Genomic DNA, 22,511 nt, shown 5'->3' on the forward strand with positions numbered 1-22,511 from the left:
CGGGCTCGGGCATGGAAAACACGATGAACTACGAGCTCTCCCGGATCCGCCTCTGCTCGGTCGGCCCCGTGGGCGCACGGTTCCAGGATGTGACTCTGGACCTCAGCGGTGCCGGCCGTCCGGTCGCCCAGGAGCAGGCAGATCTGTTCGATTCCGTGACGCAAACACTGCGTCCGTCGCCCGCCAGCGTGCTCTTCCTCGAGAACGGCGGCGGCAAGTCCGTGCTTCTCAAGCTGGTGTTCTCGGTGCTGCTCCCGGGGCGGGGCCTCGTGAAGGGGGCCGACGACCCCCGCCTCCTCGACAACTACGTGCTGGCCCAGGACGTCTCACACGTCGCTCTCGAATGGACGCACGCGGTGAACGGCCGGTCCCTTGTCACCGGCAAGGCGATGGCGTGGAAGAACCAGACAGTCTCCAAGGCCGCGGACAACCTCCAGGAGGGGTGGTACTACTTCTACCCCACCGAGACGCTGGCCCTGGACACTCTGCCGATCACCGACGGCGGACGCCGCTATTTGTCCTTCGACTCCTACCGCAATGAACTGCTCGAACTCAGTGACGCGGACCCCCGTCTGGGGCTCGACTGGCCGAAGTCCCAAACCGACTGGACGGAGCGTCTGGCGAAGGTCGGCATCGATTCCGAACTCTTCCGCTACCAGCGGGTGATGAACAAGGGCGAGGGTGAGGCGGTACGCGCGTTCGACCTCGACTCGGACGCGAGCTTCGTCGACTTCCTGCTCAAAGCCGTGATCAAGCAGGACAGCCTGACCGAGTTGGCCAAGCTGGTGTCCCAGCACCTGGACAAGCTCGCCCGGAGGCGGAGCCTGTTGCTGGAGCAGGAGTTCGTGGAGCACACAGTCGAACTCCACGGACCGCTAATCGAGACGTCACGCGCGGAGGCCGAAGCACGGAAGCACGTCCAGCAGGCCGAGGAGGGCCTGGTGAAGTTCGCCGGGCAGCTCAAGCGTCGCGTCCAGGACGACGACACCCGCCTGGGGAAACTGGAGCAGGAGGCGACCCGTCTCGCACGGGAACGGGACGACGCCGCGCGCTTGGCCAAGCGGTGGAGCGCGACCGTGGCCGAGCAGCGACTCAGCCTTGCCGCGATGCGTCTGGAGGAGGCCAGGGCTCTTGTCGCGCGGGCGTCCACTGAGCGGGACGATGCCAACGCCCTGACAGCAGGATGGCAGGCGACAGCCGTCGTACTGCGCCACCAGGAGAAGACCGGCGAGGCGACCCGGCTGCGTGAGCTGGTCAACGCAGGCGAGGAACAGGCCCGCCCTGCCTTCGAGGCGCGTGAGCAGGCCGCCAGGGCATTTGCCGCCGGGCTCTCGGCCCTCGTCCGCAAAGCCGGAACCCGGGCACGCGATGAAGAGGAGGCGGCGCGTCAACGTGACGAGGCCGAGGCGAAAGTCCGCGGCGAGCGAGAGGAGTCGCTCAAGGCTTCGACCGCAGCGGAGGCCGAGCGGCAGAGCCTCGTCCAGCGTATGGAGGCGGTCCGTGCAGACGCCCAGCAGGCCGTGGCCGACGGACTGGCAGCCGACACGGAGGCGCTGCCGCAGGCCGCCCAGGACGCACAGCACGCTCTCGAAGCCGCACGCAAAAAGGTCGACGCGCTGGCAGAGGAGGCGGAAGCGCTCGCCGAAGAACACCTCGAGGTCCAGCGGCTCCTGGACGACGCGAAGGAGAACGAGGGGAAGGCACGTCAGTCTGCCGAACGCCTCCAGGACAGGCTGGAACAGGCCACGGGTCCCAAGACGGCACTGGAATCCGAGCCACGGCTGACCGAGCTCCTCGACGGCGAACGAGTCGACCTCGACCAGGACGCGCACCTCCTGGTCGAGCGTCTTGCCGGAGCGATCGCCGAAGCCGAACGGGAACACGTTGCGCTGCGGATCGAGGACGCCCGCGACGAGCAAGACCGGCTGGCCCTGGCCGATGGGCGGCTGCTGCCTCCGCCGGCCGTCGTGACCGAAGCCTGCCGGATCCTGAGGGACCGGCAGATCGACGCCTGGCCGGGCTGGGAACATCTTGCGGACTACCCCCAGCACAAGCGCGAGGAGTTCATAGCCAGGGCTCCCCATCTCGTCAGTGGCGTCCTGCTGAACTCCGGTGGTGATGTGAGTGAGGCCCGTGACATCCTCGCCGCGCTGACACCCCAGCCCACCGCTTACGTGGCCGTGGGCACCAGCGAGGCACTCGAATCCCTACAGGCCGGGCAACCGGACGGCGTTGCGTTCACGCTCCCCTTCCATCCCGCGCTGTACGACCACGACGCAGCCGAAACCGAACACCGGGCCGTTGAGGAGCGGTGCTCCCAACGGATACAGCGCCTCGCCGAGGTCGTGGCCTCCAAACGCAGGGACGAGGAACTCAGGCACCGGATCGCCACATGGCGGGAGAGCTACCCGCCTGGTGCCGTCGCAGCCCTATCCGAAAGGGCTGCTGTGGCCGCCGAGGATCTCGCCACGGCGGAGAAACTCACAGCCGACCGACGGCGCGGCGTCACCGACCTGGTCAAGCGGCAGACACAAAACCGGACAGCGCAACGCACGGCCGCGAGCGAGCGGGACCGTCTGACGGCGGTGAGCGGCAGACTCGACGACATCGCCCAACGACTGGCCCAGATCCCGGGATGGTCAGACCTGGCCCGTGCCGCCGAAGTACGACGAGATCAGCAGAACGAAGCGGCTGACCAAGCCCTGATTGCCGCGGACGAACACCGCCGTCTGGCGAAAGAACACAGGAACACAGCCGGTGAACAACTCCGAATCAAGGAAGACGCGCTCAAGGAACGGGCGGCACTGCCCGGCGCGCAGGGTGTCCCTGAGGAGGCGGATGCTCCACACGAGCCCATTGCTCTGCTGCGTAACACCTACAAGACCGCATCCGACAACTACGAGAAAGCCAATGTGCCGGACGAGTTGCGCCGAAGTCTCATCCGGGCGGAGGCGGAGGAGACGGAGGCCAGCGACGAGTACTCCACGCTGGACGATGCTCCTCGTGACCAGGCCCACCGACTCCTGCTGACTCCGGAGGCCTCCGACGCGACCACCCGCGCACAAGCCCTACGGCGCGCGGGCCGTAGGCAGAAGGCGGCCGAAGAGGCGGTCGGGAAGGCCCAACTCGCCCAAGGACAGCAGGAGAACGCCCTGAAAGAACGCGAGAGCGAATTCCGGGTGTTCGTTTCGGAGAGCGTTGCCCCCATGCCCCTGGAGCGGCAGCCCCGCGACATCACCGCATGTCAGGAAGCGGTCGAGGAAGCCCGGTCGAAGCAGTCGGCCGCCGCGGACGCGGAGGCTTCGGTGACCTCCCTGCACACAGCGGCCGTCCTGGCATGGGAGGCGGCGAAGGACACCGCCAAGGAGTTCACCATCCTGGCGGAAACCCTCGCGGCTCTCACTCCCGAGGAAGCCGCCGACGAGCCGTTCACGGATGACGCCGCTGCGGCACGCCACGAGCACCGCCGACTCGACCATGCCAGGAACACAGCCCGGGACGATCTGGCCAGACATGAGCGGAATCTGCGCAAGGCAATCGAGAGGCTGAAGAAGCACGCGGGCGCCGACAAGTACGACTCCCTGAACATCCCCGTCCGTCGCCAGATCCTGATCCTCCCGCCCGAGGAACTGACCGCCCAGGCACGCGGCTGGAACATCCCCCTCACCTCGCGGCTGCGGAGCCTCACCGACGACCTGAACCAGATCAGCAGACACCGGCAAGTGATCATCGATCACCTCAAGGGCGAGGTCGACAAGGCCTTGGCCGTCCTGCGGTCGGCACAGCGCCTGTCCGCGCTACCGCGCTCCCTCGCTGAATGGGCCGGGCAGGAATTCATCCAGTTCAACTTCGACAGGCTCAGCGACGAACTACTCACGGCCCACTTGGGACAGGTGGTCGACGAGGCTGCCGCCGGCGTCACCAGCGACGGACGCAAGACGCGGCGCGACGGTCTCTCCCTGCTGCTGCGTGGCGTGCACACAGCCGTCCCCAAGGGATTCCGGGTGTACATACTCAAGCCCGACAAGGTCCTGCGAACGGAGCGCGTACGGGTGTCCAAGGTCAAGGAGATCTTCTCCGGCGGCCAGGAACTCACTGCCGCCATCCTCCTGTACTGCACGATGGCGGCCTTGCGAGCCAACACCAAGGGCCGCAGACGCGACCGCCACGCAGGCGTCCTCTTCCTCGACAACCCCATCGGACGGGCCAACGCCGACTACCTGCTCGACCTGCAACGATCGGTGGCGGAGGCGCTCGGAGTCCAACTCGTCTACACCACAGGACTCTTCGACGAGAACGCACTGGGACAGTTCCCCCTGATCATCCGGCTGCGGAACGACGCCGACCTGAGGGCCGCGCGCAAGTATCTGGTCGTGGACGAACTAATCCGCAACCACCTCGACCGTCTCCCTCCCACGGACGGCACCGGACGTCTGTCCGCCGCCAGGGTCTTCACCCGCGACGCGGAAGGTGCCGGAGAATGACGCGGGAGACACCGACTGACGCGACCGCACTGCGCCGACGGGAACGTGAACTCCTCGCGCTCCTGCGACAGTGGGCCAAGGACAACAAGCGCAGAGCCGACACCAAGACGCAGATACCGCTGGACGCCGTACTGAAGGCCTTCCGGGCCATCCGCAACCGCAATCCCGAAGGAGAGTTCGAGCCGGCGGTGCTCGACGGCTGTCTGAAAGTCCTCGAACAGAATGGTCTGATCAAGGCTTTCCAGGACAGGACTCCCGAGACGGTATCCCTGCCGGTCAGTATTTGGCTCCTGCCCGAGGACCGTCCCGTCCGTACCGAAGAACCGATGCCACGCTGGCATCACGAACTGAGCTGGCTCGCCCGAGAATGGCAGCGAGCCACTCCCAAGCAGCGGACCGCCTACACAGCCCTCAACCTGTGGCGCAAGAGTGACCCGGACCTGTTCGCCGTACCGATCCGCGAGCGCGCCCTGGAGATCTTCGGCACCTTCGGTTCCGAGGCAGACTTCCCCATGCCCGAGAAGACCTTCGACGAGCTGAAGTCCGGGCCCCTTTTCTCCGATCCGGACCGGCTCGACGAGGTCATCCGAACCTTCCGGCCGCCCCCACCGCTGCTCACGGAAACCTTCCCCCTGGAGGAAACGGATGGCCGGTACTGGCGGGTCGGCACCGGTGACGTCCTGCTCGTTGTCGAGAACTCGACCACTTGGTGGTCCCTCGTCAAGTGCCTTCCCGAACAGCACCGCCTTGGATATGTCGCGTGGGGACTGGGCGGCACCTTCCGAGCCTCAGTCCGGGCCATCACCGCGGAGCACCGCATCTCGGAGATCCGCTACGTCGGCGACCTGGACCTCAGCGGTGTACGCATCCCGCTGAAGGCCTCCCACACGGCATCGCAACTCGGTCTGCCCGCCGTGCAGCCCACCGGAAAGCTGTACGAAGTGCTATTGGACCTGGGGCGGCCCCGTAACGCCAAGGAGGCTCCGGCCAATGCGGCGGAGGCCACACAACTGGCGAGCTGGCTTCCCGCACAACACCGCGCGGACACCGTGGGACTTCTCATGGAAGGCAAACGACTCGCTCAGGAATGGGTCGGATATCGCTACCTGCAACGAAATACAGATTGGTACGCGGATGTTCGCTGACGGATCTGGACCCTGCGGTACTCGGTCCGGGACCCGCGTGAAATTCTGGCCGGTCTCAATTATGTGACTGAGAGTTTTCGTTGGCGAATCATGGTCTGAGATGTTCCGTCAGGAGCGTGTGGAGGTGTCCTGTTGGCGGATCTTGCGAGGGGAAGTCGGCAGATCATGATGGTGGAATTCACTGTGTGTGAGCATCATTGGGTGGCTTCACGCCGCGGCGACGCCCATCAGCCCAATTTCCTGTGGTGGTCGCTGTTCTCCAAAATGCGACCTGTCTCATGAGACAGCGTATGGCGCGTCCCGCGACGCCTTCGTAGGTGGCAGTTCAGGCGGGATTGTCGGGGTGTTGGTGGATCCAGGCGAGGCCGGTGGGGTCCAGGTGGTGGCGGGCTCGGGTGACGGCGACGTATGCCAGGCGGGCTTCTGCCTCGTCGACGGGCTGGGGAACGGGATGACCCTGGGAGTCGACCTCGTCGGTGTCGGGCGGCGGCGTGAAGTCGGGTGCGATGCGCACCCGGGCCCATTCCCGGCCTTTGGCTTTGTGGGCGGTGGAAACGGTGACCTCGGCGTCGTCTTCGCGAACGAGTCGGTCGACGGCTTGGAGGATGGCGTCTGGGCCGTGCTCGTCGATGAGGTTGGCGAAGGGCTGCAGGTCGCTGCCGGCGGGGTCGTGCTCCGCGTAGTCGCGCAGGGCCATCCAGGTAGGGAAGAGCACGAGCTCGGGATGGTGGGCGCGACGCCCCTGGATAAGGTTGCGGGCGGCCCATGCCAGGGTGCGAAGGGAATCGCCGCCGCCCACCAGGGCCGTTCTGGTGCCGGCCGCGATGAGAGAGAGGATCTCGGTCATCGCGCCGATGTTGGTCCGGCATAGCACCGCATCCGGGCGGCTTGCACGGGATCCGACCGTGGTGGCGATGCCGGGTGTCCCGGTCAGGCGGATGGGGGCGTTGCTGAGGGTGAGCCAGCGGTTGGCCTCGCTGGCGAGCGCGGGGCCGAATCGGAAGGACTGGGTGAGCGTCAGATGATGGCCGGTGAACCTTGCCATCACGTCGCGTGCGCCGCGCCAGCCGTAGATGGCTTGTGCGGAGTCGCCGACCATGACGATCTGTGCGCGTTCCTGCTGGGCCAGGACGATCTGCTCAAGGACGGGGTTGGTGTCCTGGGCCTCGTCCAGGAGGAGGAAGTCGCCGTGCAGGACAGGCTCGGTCAGCGCCCACATCTTCAGGTAATGATCGTGCTCGAAACGGACCACTCCGCCGAAGGGGTCCTGCAGGTCGGCCCAGGCCTTCGCCGCGTACGGCAGGATCAGGTCGGCCAGTTCAGCATGGTCCTCGTCGTCGAGGCCCCGCAGGCGTGGAACGTGATGGTGGGCCAGTTCTGCATCGGCCGACTGGCAGAAGCGGGTCACCGTCCGCAGGGTGGCGTTGGAGAGCGTTGCCGGCATCAGCCCCGCCCGGCCGATATCGGCAGGGGCGTGCAGGCCCAGGTCCTGCCCGATCCGCCAGCCGGGCCGCCGAGGGCCGTTGAGGCGGCCGCGGTAGCGGTGACCGAGGGCGGCGTAGGCCAGTGAGTGGGCCGTCTTGCACTGGACCGTCGATGGAAAACGGGCGGCGGCGTCCAGAGCGATGGCGCGATTGAAGGCGAGGTAGCGCCCACGCCGCTGCGGCATCTGCTCCGCGAGAAAGACGAGCGTGGACGTCTTTCCTGTGCCTGCGCCGGCCTGGATGGCGAGATGGCAGCCGCTGCGGAACGCCTCGAGGGCGGCGGCCTGTTCGTCGGTCGGGGAAAAGGGCATGGGACAGATCTCTCCGCAGGCTCGAAGGCCCACGCCATCGGTACGTGGGCGCAGGAAAGGGCCGCACCTTGGGGAAGGTGCCAGAGTGAAAAGTGCCAACGGACGCGCCCGCCACCTAAGCACCCGCCGCCCGGTCCCCTCGATGAGGTGACAGGGCGGCGACAAGAATCCGAATCCAGGAAGGATGTACGAGGGCGCTGTCCCGTTCGGGTGGCCGTTGGACGGCTCGACTCAGGTGGCGGACGCTGGGGGTTCGTGTCCCGTGCATAGCGGACCGAGGAGCTCTCCCAGTGGCATGGTGAAGGCGTGGGCGAGGGCATGCCAGGTGGCCAATGTGCCGATCGTGCGGCCCTGTTCGATCTCGATCAGAGTGCGCCGGGACAGGCCGCTGCGGGCGGCGAGCTCGTCGTAGCTCCACCCGTGTTGCGCGCGCAGCTGCGCGAGGGAAAGCCTCAGTGCCGTCGGGTCGGGCTCCGGCGGCGGGAAGATCGTCACTCGTCCATCCGACGGTGCAGACCCCTGCCCTGACAGTGCAGACCTCTGCCCTATTTGTGTCGAAACGGAAGGGTCCCCGGAAGGGCAGGGGTCTGCACTACGGTGTGCGCGCCCGAAGTCGCCCGGAATGAGGGCCGGCGACTGACCGATCACGGCTTGGAGGGACCGATGTCCGTGGCCCTGTCTTCACGCGCCTGGACCGTCACGATCAGCAGTCCGGCTGGACGGCGTGTGCTGATGTGCAGTGCGTGCACGCAGCCCGTGGCCTTGGCTGTCGCCGGGGTTGTGGAGATTCGCCGGCACCTTGCAGGTCACCTCATGGAGTCCCGACTCCCTGCGCATCTGCGCACCTGCCAATGTCGGGAGAAGGTCTGCGCATGGCACCGGCGGCAGGGGCCCTGCTCGGGGCCGCTGCGCCTGCTGCTCATCCGGGCTGATCGAGGCCGTACTTGGCACCTTGCAGACGCTTGTACGGCCTGTGCCGCCGCCATTCCCCATGCCGCTACTGTCCCGGAACCTCCGCAGAGTGCGGACGGCCTGAACGTGCGGGCGTCCGCGGGTGAAGCATCGGCGGATCTCGTCGCTGACCCCGGCGAGTGGGTGGAAGCCCCGTGAGGCAGATCTCCTGGCTGCCCCGCTCGTCCCATGCGCCACCGAGGTGCTGGACCTGACCTCGTCAGGCGACCCAGGAGGCACGGCCGCGTTCGCGGGTTGGCCGGAAACGTGATCGGGACGGAATCGGCAGGAGTGTCCGGTCCTGCCCGGCTCTCCCATAGGCTTGGCTGTTGATCATCACGCCGTCGTCGGGAGGTCGCACCCGGCGCGCCGATCCGGAAGGAGCATGTGGGCATGGACGGGGGACGCGTCGCGGCACGAGGGTTTCTCTACCAGTATCTGCGAACACTGGAACAGCTGGTTGCGGTGATCGACGAGCCGCAGGTTGCCGGCGTCCGGGTGGAAGGCCCGCCGCCCGGCGACCAAGCGGTGGACAAGGTCGATTTTGACGTGGTGGACGCGGACGGAGCCGTGCGCACGGCGGTTCAGGTCAAGAGCCGGGTCGCAGGCGGTTCCATGAGCGGTGCCCTGGCGCTGGGCATCATCCTGCAGATGCTTAACGGCAGCCAGTCGGCGGGGAGTTACTGCCTGCTGACCAATGCCCGCCCGGGCGCCAAGGGGGACCGGCTCGAAGAAGCCCTGTCCGCGGAGTTCGAGCCGCACGTCCTGCGGGACACCTTGATGGAACTCTTCCACGACGCACCGCAACGCCAAGACCAGCTGGCACGGCTGGACGCCGACGGCCTTTCCCGGCTGGCCCGCTGCCGCCTCGAATTCGACCCGCGCGATGACAGTGAGATCCTCGAAGAGCTGCGCAACTCCCTGCGTTGCATCCGCAATCGTGCACATCAAGGTCTGGGAGAGGAGTCTGCCGGGCTGCTCACCGGGTACCTCATCGCCGAAGTATTCGGCCGCGCCGCCGATGTGACCGGCGCGCGGGCCACCTTCTCCGTAGCCGAGCTGCGCTCGCTGCTGCTGGTCGACGCGGAGACCTTGGCGCAGTCGATCGGTTCACGCGACTGGGGCGCCATAGCGGGGAAGATCCCGACCATCCCCGATGTGCGCCGGCCCAGTCTTATCGATCCGCTGCTCGCCGCCTTCCCCACGACCCGGACGCACCCGACGCGCCGAGCCACCCTCGTGGGACCGTCAGGAATCGGCAAGTCCAGCGCCGCTGCCCTCTACATCGCGGAGAGGGCCGATGCCTACGACTTCATCGGCTGGATCGACTGCGAGACCACGTACTCGACCCATAACTCGTTCCAACGGGTACTGGACGTCCTGGAACCGAGCGTAGCCAGCCCAGAAGCCCGGCCCGATGAAACGCAACAGGCGGTGCAGCGAGCCCTCGGCCGGCTGCCCGGCCGCTGGCTGCTGGTTCTCGATAACGTGGCCGCAATGCGGCAGACCGAGGCTTGGGTACCCACGGCGAGCCGGGGTGACGTCATCGTCACCACGCTGAACGCCGCCACGCATCTGGGCACGGGTGAGGTGGTGCAGGTCTCCGCCATGGAACGTCCCGAATCCGTCCGGCTGTTGACCCGGCGCCTGCACCTGGGCGAGTTGGAACAAGTCCAGTGGCAGGGCGCGCTGGACCGGCTGGCACGCGAACTGGGCGACTGGCCCCTGGCCTTGGAGCTCGGCGCCAGTTACCTCTATACGTGCGGGCTGGGGCTCGACCAGGTTGACCACTACCTCAAGGCCCTCAAGCTCCGCTCCTACGCGGACGAGGAGGTGGTGCCCGTCGGCTATCCCCGTACGCTCGCCGCCGCCCACGCTATGTGCATCGAACAGATCGAGGCACGGATCCAGCCGGACACGGTCCTCGATGCCGCCGCCGTTGCGCTGCAGATGTTCTACGCGGCTGGCTATCTCGCGTCCCAGCGGATACCCGCGCACCTTCTGCTGGCCGCGGCGATCACCAGGGTCGAGGACTTCGACGCCGAGCACCGCGGCCCTGTACTCGTTCCCCCGGAGACGGTCAACATCGGCGAATCGCTGCGTGAGCTCGCCCGCTTCTCACTCATCAAGAACGATCTCCCTCTGCCGCCCTCGTACGGGGAGACCATGCCCGGGGCCGACCGCTCCCTGGCCATCAACACGGTCAGTCAGGAGCTGATGCGCGAACGCCTGGCTAGGCACCCGGCACAGTCGACAGCGATCGATCAACTGGCCGGCCATGTGGAGCGCTGGCTCACCGGGCCCACACAGCTGGGCGAGTTGGAGCGGGTGCGGGTCATGCAGTCGCACGCCGAGATGCTCCTGACCCACATCGACCGCCTCGGCCTGCCGACCGAACGCGCAGCCCTCATCTGCGGAAATCTCGCCGGCTCCTACTACAGTCAGGGAGACGTTGTGCGGGCCGAGGAACTCTATCTGCAGGAGCTCGACTACCTGGCGAGAGCCGGCTCGGACAACGACGCACTCGTCGTACAGACACGATTTGCTCTGGCGGCGATGCCCATCCAGGTGCACGAGCTCGGCCGTGACAGACGGCCGATGCTCGAGACCACACTGGACGACGCGGTCGGCCATCTGGAGTTCGTACTCCAGCAGGCGCGTGCATGGCTGTTCGACTACCCCAAGGCTGCTATGAAATTGGCCATCGATTCGCGCCTGCTGATCCACGGAACGAGCCTCTCGGGGGACATCTCGAAAAGGCTCGCGATGCTCGCCGATGCCTTCAGGGACGTCGAGTCGCGCATCGAGCCGACTTCGTACGCCGACAATTACGCAGTACTGGAAAGGGCAGAAGCCTGCTTGCAGAACCATCGTTACGCCGAAGCAGAAGCGCACTGTCGAGGGCTGCTGGAGTCGGGAGTGTCCGGGCCAGTCGAAGTGGAAACCCGCCGCCGCCTCGTCGAAGCCCTGGCCGGGCAGGCAGAGTGGGACGAGGCGATCGGAGAGGTTACTCACTGGCAGCAGGACGCCACGGCTCCACGGCTCTTTCGGCACGCCATCGTGGACCTGATCCGGAACGTCTGCGTTGCTTGCGCCGCGGCGCTCAATGAAGGCGACGTCGGCGCTCTGCGCCTGTTGGAGCGCGTGGTCGATTGGCCTGATCTTGATGAGTTCGTCGCCATGGGCTCCGATGCCGACGCCCATGCCATCAGCAGTGCTCGAGCCCTGCGGGACCTGATCCGTAAGGCCAGTGAGGGATAGGCCGGCCGCGTCGGGGGTGTTCCCGACCCCCATGATGGCTGAGCGCGGCGGGCATCGCCCACGCAGGCTCGGTACCGGCTACAGCCGGGGCGCAAGAGGCGGTGGTGGAACGCGGCGCAGGCACACAACAGCAGATTCGCCGATAAAGGGTCCGTCAGCAATCTGACGAACCTCATGAACGATCGAAGTTAGGTAATTGATTCCCTGTTGTCGATACTCAGGGCCAGCTGGGCTGCGCACTCGGCAAGGGCCTTCCGTAGGTCGGCAAAGTGGGGATAAGCGTCGTGCCTGGTCATCTGGAACCAGGTTGTGTTTCGGCGAAGTGCCCAGATCCGTTGGGTGTCCGGTGGCTGCTCGCGTTCGAGCGGGCGGGGAGCGAAAAGGTGCTCGCCTTGTGTGACGTGAGTCCAGACGAAGACGGATGCAACCTGACGCTTCCGGTCGTCCATGACCGGGGCTCCACCCCTATTGGGTGGCAGCTCATTGGCGATGCGTCTCCAGGTTTCAGGTGGGAGCACCCAATCCTGGAGTACGGCCCTACGCCGCCGGTAGTCGATCGGGGGAACCGAAGATGTTCGAAGTTCTGCGGCCAATTCGTGAAGAGCCGTCTCGAACTCTGCGATATTGCGTCGGGTTCCCGCCCAATATCGAAGGTCGGTGATGGGGGCGTACTGAACCCCGGCGTGGTTGAGGCCCAAGAACTGGGCGGCATCACCCATTGATCCACCATTCACCCACTGGACTAGTTGGACTGCGGCAGTCCGACGTAGAGCCCTGATGCGGATTCCAGTGATGTGGTCGAAGTGCGAGTCGAACCATTTCTGCTCCAGGTATGCCGGAATGTGCTGTGGTTGATAGTCGTCGCGCAGAGGAGCCCGCGGGCCGCTTATTCTGACTCTTCGGTATCTGTGAGCGGCGGGGGTAGCCGCTGCGCGCAGTTTCTCGGAGCAAGAGTCTCTGTGTTTCTCGAATACATTAGCCCAGGCTTTCCGTGGAAATCTTTCTGTCGAGGGTGAGTCAATGAAGCGAGGGAGGGATTCGGGGAGGTCGTCGGATAGCAAGAGGGCGTCCGCGGCCTGCATGAGGGCAGCACATGTGCGTGCCTCTCGTGGTGGGTCAGATAGTATGCGATAGCGTTGGGGGCTGCCGAGCGGCCCGTTTCGTGTTTTCGTTTCCGACTGAATGTAGGTATCCACATCTTTGACGAGCTCGGCATGAATTAGGGTGCTGGTATGCGGCCAGGTGGAGTTGATCAAGGCCATGATAAGTCGGAGATCGGTAAAATAGGCGCCTGATTCCTCTGGTGTACTCTGCGGATTTAATCGACGCGTGATTGCGATTTGGAAATCGAGAAGAGCGGGCTCAATTTCCAGTCCTGAAATGTCTGCTCTGTCGAGTCGATAGCCGCAAGCTGTCGACTTCCTCTTGTGGTCGGCGAGGTCGGGTGTCGTTTATCTGCATTGAGCGGGGTGGAGTGTGTGATCATTCGGACGCTGCAGTAACTGCCAAGGGCGCTCGCTCAGGCGAGCGCACTGTGGACAGACTGCGTGGAGGAAAATCTGATGCTCAATGCATGCGAAAACGACAGGAAGACTCCACTCCTTTTTCCATGCGCCCCGATCGAGGCATCGCGGACAGAACCTGGGGGTGCCGGCAAATAGCCATGAGTCGGACCGTGATCCGTTATCTGAAATAATATTCATGATTGGCGGATAGTGACTCTTCCAGGATGAAAAAGTTAGCTCTTCGGCTTCCTTCAGGGTGATTCGAGCAAGTCTTGCAAGGTTGGAAAGCTGCTCCCTGCCGAGTTCCAGTGAGATAGCTCGCGCGGGTGGAGAGTTATTCGACCAGCCGTGCAATCCGGCCATTCGGGCTAGGCGCAGCGGCGAAACGTCGATCCTGTAGGCCAGGCGCTGAAGGTAACTGACGAGAGACTCACCGGCGATCGGATCCAAGCTTCGGGGCAAGGGGTGCATAGCTTGTTTCAACTTCCGGTTGCGCCGGCAGGGCCGTGGTCATCGAAAGTGGTGTTCCGGGGCCGTGCCGATTCCGTCCGCGGGGACGGTTTGTCGGCGCTCCCTGGGTCGGCCGGGATTACGGGCTCGTCCGGCGCGTGTTCAGGCCCGTCCCGCCGGAGCACGATCTCGTCCAGCAGGCTCTCGTCGATCAGTTCCTTCCCGCCTATAGCCTCGTGGGCTCCGTCCTCGAGGAGGCGTCCCAGCAGGCCGATGACGCCGCCGGTGCGACGCATCAGGTACTCCGGCATGGTGCCGCCGGTGAGCATGCCCGCCTTCGCGTTCAGCAATCGCAGGTGCTGCTCGATTCCCGTCAGGTGGTCGACGAAGGCCCCGATCTGCTTCGGAGTGACGTAGCGGAAGCGGTCGATCTCGATGAGCTCGAAGCGGTGCTCGGTCTGTGTGATCTCCAAACCGTGGATGCGAGTCGACTCGAGCGACGGCAGTTCCCACTGCCGTGTCGTCTTGTTCCACTTGGCCTCGCGCAGCAGCCCGATGCCGGGAATGTTGACACCGGTCAGGATCAGGGTGAGGTCCAGACTCATGAAGGCCCGCATCAGGTCGAGGACGTCCTGGTCGTCAGCTCGGTGCATCCGTAGGCGGCTGATGTCGTCCAGGATCAGCGCTTTGACTCCGTGGTCGTGAAGGGAGTCGGCGACCAGCCGGACCAGTTCCGGCAGTGTGGCCGACTTGCGGGTCGGAGCACGGAAGAACCCCAGGATCGACGAGCAAAGGCTCTTCGGGGTCGCTGTTACCGGGGTCGAGACGTAGACAACCGGCGCGTGAAGATCCCGCGCGCCTGGAAGAGCTGCCGGGTTGAGGCATCTGTGCAGTGCCAGCCATTGCTCTTCGAAGACGGCCCCGGCTGAGCAGACAGACGCGGTCTTTCCGTAGTTGCCCCAGGCGCTGATCATGACACCGGCACGCGTCGGGTCGTCCTTCTTCCTCGTATTGTTGCTCAACCGGCGCCGGATCAGTTTCCCGACCTTGTCGTGCATGGGGGTGTCCTGAAGTGGGAGGTTCGCGTTCGTCAACTCTCGATAGAGGTCGTAGTCGTACTGGCGGCTCTCGGGGAGCATCGACCACCGCCGAGGCGAGATCGCCCGAGCGGGGACGAGCAGGCCGCAGTGGGTGCGGTAGTGCTGCCAGCCGATGTAGGTGTCGAGGGGCGGGCGGCTGCTCAGGATCGACTCGGCGATCCTGGCTCGGGAAGGCAGGCCCACCAGCGGATCACCGTGAGAGCGGGCTCGGGTCACGTGTCGTCCTCTCGGGCAGTTGTATCGGCTTCCGAGCCATCAGGGGGCGGAAGCCGGAACATGGGGCGCCGGTTCAGGGCTTCGTGCAGCGTCGCCGGGGCGACGGGCTTGGCGTCGGCGAGTGCCTCTTCGCGTCGTCGTCGGCGGTCGGCATCGACCGCGCGGTCGATCGTGCGAGCGTGCTCGGCCCAGGCCACGGGCATCTGGGCCGGAACCTGCTCGTCTGCGGCAGCTGGTGCGGCGGGGCGGTCGGCCGCCGCGGCCTGTGCTCGGGTGATCTCGCGGGCCTTGGCGCGGCGCCGCTTCTTCCCGGCCTTCTTCTTGGCCTGGCTGGGCCACTGGTCGACGGGGGTGACCGAGCCGAGGATCCCCAGCAGATGTTCCAAGAGCTCGCTCTCGGAGTGGATCCTGATGTTGTTTGCCTTCACGTGTGCCAGGAGGGAGCCAGCGGTCTTGTCCGAGAAGGCGGGGATCTCGCCCTCGGGCGGCAGCCCCCGCCAGCGCAGGACATGCCAGGTCTCATGATCGGCATCGTCCTGGAAGAACACCTGCCGACGGTCCCTTCGGTCACTCCGGACCACCCACTGGCGCGTGTGTTTGCCGCCTCGGGCGGAGGGTTGCTGGAAGCGCGGTTCGTCGAGGACCGGGTGGTGATACCAAAGCCCGAGGATCTTCACTCCGCGACGCGGATGGATCTTCACGTGGTGCTTGCGCAGGACCTTGTAGTAGAAGCTCGGCTCGGGGAAGTCCAGGTCGAAGCCGCCCTGCTCCATCGCCGCAGCGAACAGCGTGCTGGGGCTGTGGTCCTCACCCGGCGCCCAACTCGGGGCGTATTCACCTAGTTTGCGGTTCTGTCAGATCTGGACAATCCAGGTCGCGATGATGTGCTCGGCCTGCGCGAGCGTAAGGCTCGCGTCGCGTTCCCGGGTCGGCCCCGCGGTCCGCGACGTCACCGCCCGTGAAACCCAGCAGGTGCTCGAATAGCATGGTCTGGACGGTGAGAAACTGGCGCTCGACCGCGAACTTGTCGGTCTGCCGCAGGACGCGGGCAGGAAGGATCCGGCAACCGATCTCCCGCTCGGCCTCCACCAGGTCATGGTTCTTGTAGGGGCCGCCGTGGTCGGTAGTCACCGTCTCCGGGGCGAAGAACGGCAGAGCGGCGACCCGGTGCCCGGTGAACTCGGCAATCACGTCGGCCGGGACCCCGGCGTAGGGCCACTGCATGTCCTCGCCCCAGCCCTCCCGCATCGGAAGCGGCAGCATCACATCCCGCAGCAGCATCGCGACGTCGACCGAGGTGTCGGACTGCAGCGTCAGCCGGAAGGCCGGCAGCCCGTGCGTGTAGAGATCGAGCGCGAGGGTCAACGTCGCGGTGACCGCGTCGCCGAACACGGTCTCGCGCAGCTTCACCGGCATCGGGGTCGAGTCCAGCACCAGAACTTGCCCCGGCCGGTGGACCACCACCCGGCCGGAGACCCCGGCCTCCGCGGCGGCCTCGGCCGTCCGCCCGTAACGCGGCCGGGCTCCGCCGGGCCCGAACCACTCCTCCCAGACGTCCGCGAACGTCCAGCGGGAAGGGATCTTCTTGGTGGGAAACGTAGGGAACCGCTCACGCATGTACTGGTGCATCAACCGGTGTCTGGCGGCCAGGCTCACGCGGGCGCGTTCGCCGCACTCGGCCTTGACTGCGAAGATCGCCTCCCGGACCTCCTCGGTGATGCAACGGCGGCCACTGCGTCGCCGTGTCCAGCGGCCGTCCGCGCAGGCCAGCAGGAGACTGTCGCCCGCCAGTCCCGACAGACGCACCAGCGTCCGGTAGCTGAGGTGCTGCAGACCGCACCGGACCGCTTCCGGACGGGGCATCGCCTCCATCTCCGCAGCCTTCGCGTACCGACGCTGGGTCAGCGTCGTGCGGTCCGGGTCGTAGACCGGCCGGGGCTCACCCGGCAGGGCCCGAGCCGGGTGGCCCTCCCGGAACCCCGTCTCAGCTTCCAGCACGTGTGCAGCCCGCAGCCGCGCGCGATCCAACTGGTCCTTGGTCAGGTCGGCCAGCGTCCTCGGCTGCCGGGCGACCGGAGACGGGCGTCCCGACGCTTCGACCGTCGGAAGAAGTCGCAGGTCAGCATGGTTGATGAGCCAGCGGAACGAGCGGGTCTCCGCGCGCCCGTCATCATCCACGAGGCTGAGTCGGCCGAGTTGGCCGTGGACGTCTTCAACCGTCCACTCGACGCCATTGAGCGCGACCCGCCTGCCCGGCGCGATCTTCAAGAACCCCCTCGCTGCCATCACACCGCCCAGATAAGCGAGCTGTCCCGCAGAGGACTGCCCAGGTCAACGCCGAGTTCGCGTTGCCAGAGCAGCCGGACGATGTTTGCCCGGCCAACGGCAGGCACGCTGGTCGCGTCCGCCAGGTCGGAGAACGTCATCACCCGCCCCCGCTGCCCGTCGATAATGGTGAGCAACTGGTCGCGCATGCCGAGCAGGTCCCTCGTCGGCCGGCGGCGCGAGGACAGGTGATCAAGGACGCTCCAGACATGCGGGCGCCAGCCCGCGACCACCGAGTACCGCCAGCCGCAGGCGGCCGCCACTTCCCTGGCTGCCGCAAACTTCAGTGCATCCTCTTCCTTGATCAGCTCCATCGGGCGGACGTCCAGCAGCCACATCCCGCCGCCGATCACGGCCAGGAAGTCTGGTATGTGCCAGGCCTGTCCGCTCGCATGCTCGAAGTCCATCCGAAACGGCTGCGACAGCACCTCCGATGCCCTCAAGAAGTCCAGCGCGACCAGCAGGCGCATCTCTTCCAGCGACTCGAAGCCGTGCTTCCTGCCTGTTGAGGTCATCACCTCCAGGCCGGGGCGGTGCCGCTGCTTCGCCCGCCACGTGAACCCCCGCATCGGCCGGGACGACAGCACAGGTACGTGAGCCATATCGCGGATCGGCCAGCAGACCTTGCCGTCGCCCACCTGCCATGTCGAGCTCCACCGACGTACCCAGTCATCGCCAAGCCGCAAGCGATCCCGCAGCCCGGCGTCCCCGTCGTACGCAGTGACAAGCTGGTCCAGATGACTTGAATCCGACGGGATCTTCGCAAACGCTGCCTCGCCCACTCACTCAGAGCAGCACCGCTCGGCCGACGATGGGGGCGCTTCTTCGGTACTGACCGCAACGCAGCGTTACGGATCCAAGATTTGCCAACTAGCGCGCTCCGTGTCCAACTAAAACTCTCGGTCACACGCCCGGAACGCACCGGCGCCTGAATGGATTGCATAAACGTGCAGCGAAACGTATAGTCATGCCATCCAAGAGGAGGAGTCCATGGCGGTACGTGCGGCAGTGGCCGGAGCGAGCGGATACGCGGGCGGCGAAGTGCTGCGCCTGCTCCTCGCCCACCCCGAGGTCGAGATCGGCGCCCTGACCGGCGCCTCCAACGCGGGCCAGAAGCTGGGCGCGCTCCAGCCGCACCTGCTGCCCCTGGCCGACCGGGTGCTGGAGGCGACGACCGCCGAGGTCCTCGCCGGACACGACGTCGTCTTCCTCGCGCTCCCGCACGGACAGTCCGCCGCCGTCGCCGAACAGCTCGGCCCGGACGTCCTCGTCGTCGACATGGGCGCGGACTTCCGGCTGAAGGACCCGGCCGACTGGGAGCGGTTCTACGGCTCCGCCCACGCCGGCACCTGGCCCTACGGCCTCCCCGAACTGCCGGGCGGCCGCAGCGCGCTGGAGGGGTCCAAGCGCATCGCGGTCCCCGGTTGCTACCCCACGGCCGTCTCCCTCGCCCTCTTCCCGGCGTACGCGGCGGGACTGGCCGAGTCCGAGGCCGTGATCGTCGCCGCCTCCGGCACCTCCGGCGCGGGCAAGGCGCCCAAGCCGCACCTGCTGGGCAGCGAGGTCATGGGCTCCATGTCGCCGTACGGCGTCGGCGGCGGCCACCGGCACACGCCGGAGATGATCCAGAACCTCAGCGCGGCGGCAGGGGAGCGCGTCTCCGTCTCCTTCACACCGACCCTCGCGCCGATGCCCCGCGGCATCCTCGCCACGTGCAGCGCCAAGGCGAAGGCCGGCGTCACCGCCGACTCCGTCCGCGCCGCCTACGAGAAGGCCTTCGCCGACGAGCCCTTCGTCCACCTGCTGCCCGCCGGCCAGTGGCCCACCACCGCGTCCGTGTACGGCTCGAACGCCGTTCAGGTGCAGGTCGCCCTCGACCCTGCCGCGGGCCGGATCATCGCGATCAGCGCCATCGACAACCTGACCAAGGGCACCGCGGGCGGTGCCGTCCAGAGCATGAACATCGCCCTGGGTCTCGACGAGACCACCGGCCTTTCCACGATCGGAGTCGCACCGTGAGTGTCACGGCAGCCAAGGGGTTCACGGCGGCGGGCATCGCCGCCGGGATCAAGGAGAACGGCAACCCGGACCTGGCCCTCGTGGTCAACACCGGGCCCCGCCGCGCCGCCGCGGGCGTCTTCACCTCCAACCGCGTCAAGGCCGCCCCGGTGCTGTGGTCCGAGCAGGTCCTCAAGAGCGGCGAGCTCGCCGCCGTCGTCCTCAACTCCGGTGGCGCCAACGCCTGTACCGGCCCGAAGGGCTTCCAGGACACGCACGCCACCGCCGAGAAGGCCGCGGACGTGCTCGGCGTGGGCGCGGGCGAGGTCGCGGTCTGCTCCACCGGCCTGATCGGCGTCCTGCTCCCGATGGACAAGCTCCTGCCGGGCGTGGAGACCGCCGCCGCCCAGCTGTCCGAGCACGGCGGCGAGAAGGCCGCCATCGCCATCAAGACCACCGACACCGTCCACAAGACGTCCGTCGTCACCCGGGACGGCTGGACCGTCGGCGGCATGGCCAAGGGCGCGGGCATGCTCGCCCCCGGCCTCGCCACCATGCTCGTCGTCCTCACCACCGACGCCGACCTGGACGCCGTGACCCTGGACCGGGCGCTGCGCGCCGCCACGAAGGTCACCTTCGACCGCGTCGACTCCGACGGCTGCATGTCCACCAACGACACCGTCCTGCTCCTCGCCTCCGGCGCCTCCGGGCTCACCCCGCAGGAGGCGGAGTTCGCCGAGGCCGTCCGGGCCGTCTGCGACGACCTGGGACAGCAGCTGATCCGCGACGCCGAGGGCGCCAGCAAGGACATCAGGATCGAGGTCGTCAACGCCGCGAGCGAGGACGACGCCGTCGAGGTGGGCCGCTCCATCGCCCGCAACAACCTCCTCAAGTGCGCCATCCACGGCGAGGACCCCAACTGGGGCCGCGTGCTCTCCGCGATCGGCACCACCCGCGCCGCCTTCGAGCCCGACCGGCTCAACGTCGCCATCAACGGCGTCTGGGTGTGCAAGAACGGCGGCGTCGGCGAGGACCGCGAGAAGGTCGACATGCGCTACCGCGAGGTGCACATCGTCGCCGACCTCGCGGCGGGCTCCGAGACCGCCACGATCTGGACCAACGACCTGACCGCGGAATACGTCCACGAGAACAGCGCGTACTCGTCATGAGCACTACCCGTAAGCACACCGCCCTGCCCAAGGCCCAGATCCTCATCGAGGCGCTGCCCTGGCTGGTCCGCCACAACGGCAAGACCGTCGTCATCAAGTTCGGCGGCAACGCCATGGTCGACGAGGACCTGAAGGCCGCCTTCGCGCAGGACGTCGTGTTCCTGCACCACGCCGGCCTCAAGCCCGTCGTCGTGCACGGTGGCGGCCCGCAGATCAGCGCCGCCCTCGACAAGCACGGCATCGTCAGCGAGTTCAAGGCCGGCCTGCGCGTCACCACCGAGGACGCCATGGACGTCGTCCGCATGGTCCTCGCCGGACAGGTGCAGCGCGAACTGGTCGGGCTGCTCAACCAGCACGGCCCGCTCGCCGTCGGCCTCACCGGCGAGGACGCCCACACCATCACCGCCACCAAGCACCAGCCCGAGATCGACGGCGAACGGGTCGACATCGGACGGGTCGGCGAGATCACCTCGATCGACACCGGCGCCATCGAGGCCCTGATCGCCGACGGCCGCATCCCGGTCGTCTCCTCGATCGCCCGCTCCGAGGACGACGGACACGTCTACAACGTCAACGCCGACACGGCGGCCGCGGCACTCGCCGCCGCCCTGGGCGCCGAGACCCTCATGGTCCTCACCGACGTCGAGGGCCTCTACGAGGACTGGCCGCACTCCGACGAGGTGATCAGCCGCCTCACCGCTTCCCAACTGGAGAAGCTGCTGCCGGAGCTGTCCTCCGGCATGGTGCCGAAGATGGAGGGCTGCCTGCACGCCGTGCGCAACGGCGTCACCACCGCCCGCGTCATCGACGGGCGGGTCCAGCACTCGATCCTGCTGGAGATCTTCACGGATGAAGGAATCGGCACGATGGTCGTGCCCGACGAGAAGCCGGCCGAACAGGGGGAGCCGTCATGAGCAACCAGGAACTGACCGCGCGGTGGCAGGGCGCGCTCATGGACAACTACGGCACCCCGAGGCTCCCGCTCGTGCGTGGTGAGGGCACCCGGGTGTGGGACGCCGACGGCAAGGAGTACCTCGACTTCGTCGGCGGCATCGCGGTCAACGCGCTCGGCCACGCCCACCCGGCCGTCGTCGAGGCCGTGAGCCGGCAGATCGCGTCGCTGGGCCACGTCTCCAACCTCTTCGTCGCCGAACCGCCCGTCGCCCTCGCCGAACGGCTGCTCCAGCACTTCGGCCGGGACGGCAGGGTCTACTTCTGCAACTCCGGCGCCGAGGCCAACGAGGGCGCCTTCAAGATCGGACGGCTGACCGGGCGGACCCACATGGTCGCCACCCAGGGCGGCTTCCACGGCCGCACCATGGGCGCCCTCGCGCTCACCGGCCAGCCCGGCAAGCAGGACGGCTTCCACCCGCTGCCCGGCGACGTCACCCACGTCCCCTACGGCGACGCGCAGGCGCTGGCCGCCGCCGTGACCGAGGACACCGCCCTCGTCCTCATCGAGCCGGTCCAGGGCGAGAACGGCGTCGTGGTCCCGCCGGCCGGCTACCTCAAGGCCGCCCGGGCGATCACCGCGGCCACCGGCTCCCTGCTGGTGCTGGACGAGGTGCAGACCGGGATCGGCCGCACCGGCCACTGGTTCGAGTACCAGGCCCACGAGGGCGTCCTGCCGGACGTCGTGACGCTGGCGAAGGGCCTCGGCGGCGGGCTGCCGATCGGCGCGACCGTCGCCTTCGGCCGCGCCGCGGAGCTGCTCCGGCCCGGCCGGCACGGCACGACCTTCGGCGGCAACCCCGTCGCGTGCGCCGCCGGTCTCGCCGTCCTCGACACCATCGCCGACGACGGCCTGCTGGCGAACGTCAAGCGGCAGGGCGAGAAGCTGCGCGACGGAATCGAGGGCCTGGGCCACCCGTTGGTCGATCACGTCCGGGGCGCGGGCCTCCTGCTGGGTATCGTGCTCACCGAGCCGCTCGCGCCCCAGGTGCAGCAGGCGGCTCAGGAGGCCGGTCTCCTCGTGAACGCGCCCGCCCCCGACGTCGTCCGGCTCATGCCGCCGCTGAACCTGCGGGACGACGAGGTGGACGCCTTCCTCGGAGCGCTGCCCGGCCTCCTCGACACAGTGGGCGGGGACGGACGAACCGGGGAATGAGACGA

Annotated in this window: 14 protein-coding genes; 7 read left to right on the forward strand and 7 right to left on the reverse strand. The window is 67.1% G+C overall.

Translation table 11 applies throughout. The features are described 5' to 3' along the window. Window positions 1-23: 23 nt before the first annotated feature. On the forward strand, window positions 24-4,484 hold the full coding sequence (locus tag ACIP67_RS11425) for a hypothetical protein (protein WP_401690743.1): 4,461 nt from the start codon (window positions 24-26) through the stop codon (window positions 4,482-4,484). Next, window positions 4,481-5,629, forward strand: a complete 1,149-nt coding sequence (locus ACIP67_RS11430) for a hypothetical protein (RefSeq protein WP_401690745.1) — start codon at window positions 4,481-4,483, stop codon at window positions 5,627-5,629. The genes ACIP67_RS11425 and ACIP67_RS11430 overlap by 4 nt, the downstream gene beginning before the upstream one ends. A 325-nt stretch (window positions 5,630-5,954) precedes the next feature. On the opposite strand, the gene ACIP67_RS11435 is transcribed toward ACIP67_RS11430, so the two are convergent. After that, window positions 5,955-7,424 carry a UvrD-helicase domain-containing protein gene (locus tag ACIP67_RS11435; RefSeq protein ID WP_401690747.1) on the reverse strand — a complete coding sequence of 490 codons (1,470 nt, stop codon included), beginning with the start codon at window positions 7,422-7,424 and terminating at the stop codon, window positions 5,955-5,957. A gap of 231 nt (window positions 7,425-7,655) precedes the next feature. Then, complete coding sequence (locus tag ACIP67_RS11440) at window positions 7,656-7,919, reverse strand: helix-turn-helix transcriptional regulator (RefSeq protein WP_362722826.1); 264 nt, start codon at window positions 7,917-7,919, stop codon at window positions 7,656-7,658. 849 nt (window positions 7,920-8,768) lie between these two features. Between ACIP67_RS11440 and ACIP67_RS11445 the strand changes: the two genes are divergently transcribed. Next, window positions 8,769-11,636 (forward strand): NB-ARC domain-containing protein, encoded by a 2,868-nt coding sequence (locus ACIP67_RS11445; RefSeq protein ID WP_401690749.1) that lies wholly within the window; start codon window positions 8,769-8,771, stop codon window positions 11,634-11,636. A gap of 1,451 nt (window positions 11,637-13,087) precedes the next feature. Here ACIP67_RS11445 and ACIP67_RS11450 read toward each other — a convergent pair. The 5 genes from ACIP67_RS11450 to ACIP67_RS11470 all read right to left on the reverse strand — a co-directional run bounded on the left by ACIP67_RS11450 (window position 13,088) and on the right by ACIP67_RS11470 (window position 17,870). Then, window positions 13,088-13,612 carry a TniQ family protein gene (locus ACIP67_RS11450; RefSeq protein WP_401690750.1) on the reverse strand — a complete coding sequence of 175 codons (525 nt, stop codon included), beginning with the start codon at window positions 13,610-13,612 and terminating at the stop codon, window positions 13,088-13,090. A gap of 8 nt (window positions 13,613-13,620) precedes the next feature. After that, window positions 13,621-14,907 carry a TniB family NTP-binding protein gene (locus ACIP67_RS11455; protein ID WP_401690752.1) on the reverse strand — a complete coding sequence of 429 codons (1,287 nt, stop codon included), beginning with the start codon at window positions 14,905-14,907 and terminating at the stop codon, window positions 13,621-13,623. Beyond that, window positions 14,904-15,680 (reverse strand): hypothetical protein, encoded by a 777-nt coding sequence (locus ACIP67_RS11460; protein ID WP_401690753.1) that lies wholly within the window; start codon window positions 15,678-15,680, stop codon window positions 14,904-14,906. Before ACIP67_RS11460 ends, ACIP67_RS11455 begins: the two co-directional genes overlap by 4 nt. A 61-nt stretch (window positions 15,681-15,741) precedes the next feature. Beyond that, window positions 15,742-17,175: a hypothetical protein gene (locus ACIP67_RS11465; RefSeq protein ID WP_401690755.1), complete on the reverse strand. Its 1,434-nt coding sequence runs from the start codon at window positions 17,173-17,175 to the stop codon at window positions 15,742-15,744. Window positions 17,176-17,192: 17 nt separating this feature from the next. Continuing rightward, window positions 17,193-17,870 carry a TnsA-like heteromeric transposase endonuclease subunit gene (locus ACIP67_RS11470; RefSeq protein WP_401690757.1) on the reverse strand — a complete coding sequence of 226 codons (678 nt, stop codon included), beginning with the start codon at window positions 17,868-17,870 and terminating at the stop codon, window positions 17,193-17,195. 352 nt (window positions 17,871-18,222) lie between these two features. On the opposite strand from ACIP67_RS11470, the gene argC reads away from it, so the two are divergent. The 4 genes from argC to ACIP67_RS11490 are packed head-to-tail and all read left to right on the forward strand — an operon-like array spanning window position 18,223 to window position 22,506. Further along, complete coding sequence (gene argC / locus ACIP67_RS11475; RefSeq protein ID WP_401690759.1) at window positions 18,223-19,251, forward strand: N-acetyl-gamma-glutamyl-phosphate reductase; 1,029 nt, start codon at window positions 18,223-18,225, stop codon at window positions 19,249-19,251. Continuing rightward, window positions 19,248-20,399, forward strand: a complete 1,152-nt coding sequence (argJ, locus tag ACIP67_RS11480; RefSeq protein WP_401690761.1) for a bifunctional glutamate N-acetyltransferase/amino-acid acetyltransferase ArgJ — start codon at window positions 19,248-19,250, stop codon at window positions 20,397-20,399. The genes argC and argJ overlap by 4 nt, the downstream gene beginning before the upstream one ends. Beyond that, entirely contained in the window at window positions 20,396-21,313 is a 918-nt protein-coding gene (argB, locus tag ACIP67_RS11485) for an acetylglutamate kinase (protein ID WP_401690762.1), read from the forward strand. The genes argJ and argB overlap by 4 nt, the downstream gene beginning before the upstream one ends. Beyond that, complete coding sequence (locus tag ACIP67_RS11490) at window positions 21,310-22,506, forward strand: acetylornithine transaminase (protein ID WP_401690764.1); 1,197 nt, start codon at window positions 21,310-21,312, stop codon at window positions 22,504-22,506. The genes argB and ACIP67_RS11490 overlap by 4 nt, the downstream gene beginning before the upstream one ends. The last annotated feature ends 5 nt before the right edge of the window (window positions 22,507-22,511 follow it).

This window comes from Streptomyces sp. NPDC088812, from assembly GCF_044750285.1.
GTDB lineage: Bacteria > Actinomycetota > Actinomycetes > Streptomycetales > Streptomycetaceae > Streptomyces.

Excerpts from the sequence above, each read along its gene's own strand:
- ACIP67_RS11445 (WP_401690749.1), top strand. The coding sequence starts at position 8,769 with ATGGACGGGGGACGCGTCGCGGCACGAGGGTTTCTCTACCAGTATCTG.
- ACIP67_RS11425 (WP_401690743.1), top strand. The coding sequence starts at position 24 with ATGAACTACGAGCTCTCCCGGATCCGCCTCTGCTCGGTCGGCCCCGTG.
- ACIP67_RS11430 (WP_401690745.1), top strand. The coding sequence starts at position 4,481 with ATGACGCGGGAGACACCGACTGACGCGACCGCACTGCGCCGACGGGAA.
- ACIP67_RS11490 (WP_401690764.1), top strand. The coding sequence starts at position 21,310 with ATGAGCAACCAGGAACTGACCGCGCGGTGGCAGGGCGCGCTCATGGAC.
- ACIP67_RS11435 (WP_401690747.1), bottom strand. The coding sequence starts at position 7,424 with ATGCCCTTTTCCCCGACCGACGAACAGGCCGCCGCCCTCGAGGCGTTC.
- ACIP67_RS11460 (WP_401690753.1), bottom strand. The coding sequence starts at position 15,680 with ATGGAGCAGGGCGGCTTCGACCTGGACTTCCCCGAGCCGAGCTTCTAC.
- argC (WP_401690759.1), top strand. The coding sequence starts at position 18,223 with ATGGCGGTACGTGCGGCAGTGGCCGGAGCGAGCGGATACGCGGGCGGC.
- ACIP67_RS11450 (WP_401690750.1), bottom strand. The coding sequence starts at position 13,612 with ATGCACCCCTTGCCCCGAAGCTTGGATCCGATCGCCGGTGAGTCTCTC.
- argB (WP_401690762.1), top strand. The coding sequence starts at position 20,396 with ATGAGCACTACCCGTAAGCACACCGCCCTGCCCAAGGCCCAGATCCTC.